This is a genomic window from Bacteroides sp. 2_2_4 (assembly GCF_000157055.1).
GTDB lineage: Bacteria > Bacteroidota > Bacteroidia > Bacteroidales > Bacteroidaceae > Bacteroides > Bacteroides ovatus.
The window spans coordinates 1-911 of sequence record NZ_EQ973404.1; the positions used below are offsets into that span (position 1 = coordinate 1).

At 49.2% G+C, this 911-nt stretch carries 2 protein-coding genes; both read left to right on the forward strand.

Translation table 11 applies throughout. The features are described from left to right. Positions 1–227 precede the first annotated feature (227 nt). Positions 228–479, forward strand: coding sequence for a DUF4248 domain-containing protein (locus tag BSCG_RS00085; RefSeq protein WP_008777676.1), 252 nt, complete (start codon positions 228–230; stop codon positions 477–479). Positions 480–655: 176 nt separating this feature from the next. After that, positions 656–911: N-acetylmuramoyl-L-alanine amidase (locus tag BSCG_RS00080; protein ID WP_008777677.1), on the forward strand; the 256-nt coding region annotated here is incomplete at its 3' end.

A 911-nucleotide genomic window follows, 5' to 3' on the forward strand; every position in this document is an offset into this window, starting at 1 on the left:
TCTTTGCAGAATATCGGAGATTCCCGGCGGTCGGCTTCGCCGTCCGCTTCACGAAGCGGGGCAGACGCCCCGCCGAAAAGTTACGGACAAAAGAAATTTGTGACAATTGCCCGAATATCACAAATTTCCTCTGCCAACAAACATATATAACTATATCTACCAAGTATACAGGTAACAACCAGCCACTAAAAAGCCTATCTTTACATCTGTAAACCAACACTATAATTATGTATACCAACGTGCACCAACAAAACAACTGCCAAAGTTTAACCAACCGTAGCTACGGTTTCAAAGAACTGGCCGTTCTCTATTTCCCGAATATAGCACCTGCATCCGCTTCTATCCGCCTCAAACAGTGGATAAAGGACGATTCCGAACTACTCGAAGCATTGCAGGAAACAAACTACCAGTTAAGTAACCGTATCCTCACCCCCAAACAAAAGGAACTGATAACCATCTCTTTCGGCTCACCCTTTTAAGCCCTAGNGCAGCAGCTCCTACGGCTACAGCCCGAACCCTCTTTGCTAGGGGAACGCCCTGCGGCAAGGGGGAAGAGCACTTCCCCCGACAAGCGTCTCCCCCAAAGGGGGACGGAAGGGGGGTAGAACAAGAATACACAACTAAAAATCATCCACATAATCACCCACAAAAAACAATGATTAAACAAAGAAACATCACCCTGATTGTGGTGCACTGCACCGCATCCCGTTGTACAAGCAACCTCACCCCGGAAGCCCTCGACTCCATGCACAAACGCCAAGGCTTTGCCGAATGTGGCTATCACTATTACATCACCAAAGACGGAACAATACATCACATGCGCGACATCACCCATGTCGGCGCCCACGCCAAAGGCTACAACACCCCGTCGATAGGAGTTGCCTACGAAGGAGGCCTGGACGCTTCCGGAC

Bases quoted from the DNA above. Each gene is read 5' to 3' on its own strand.
- BSCG_RS00085 (WP_008777676.1), top strand. From the start codon at position 228: ATGTATACCAACGTGCACCAACAAAACAACTGCCAAAGTTTAACCAAC.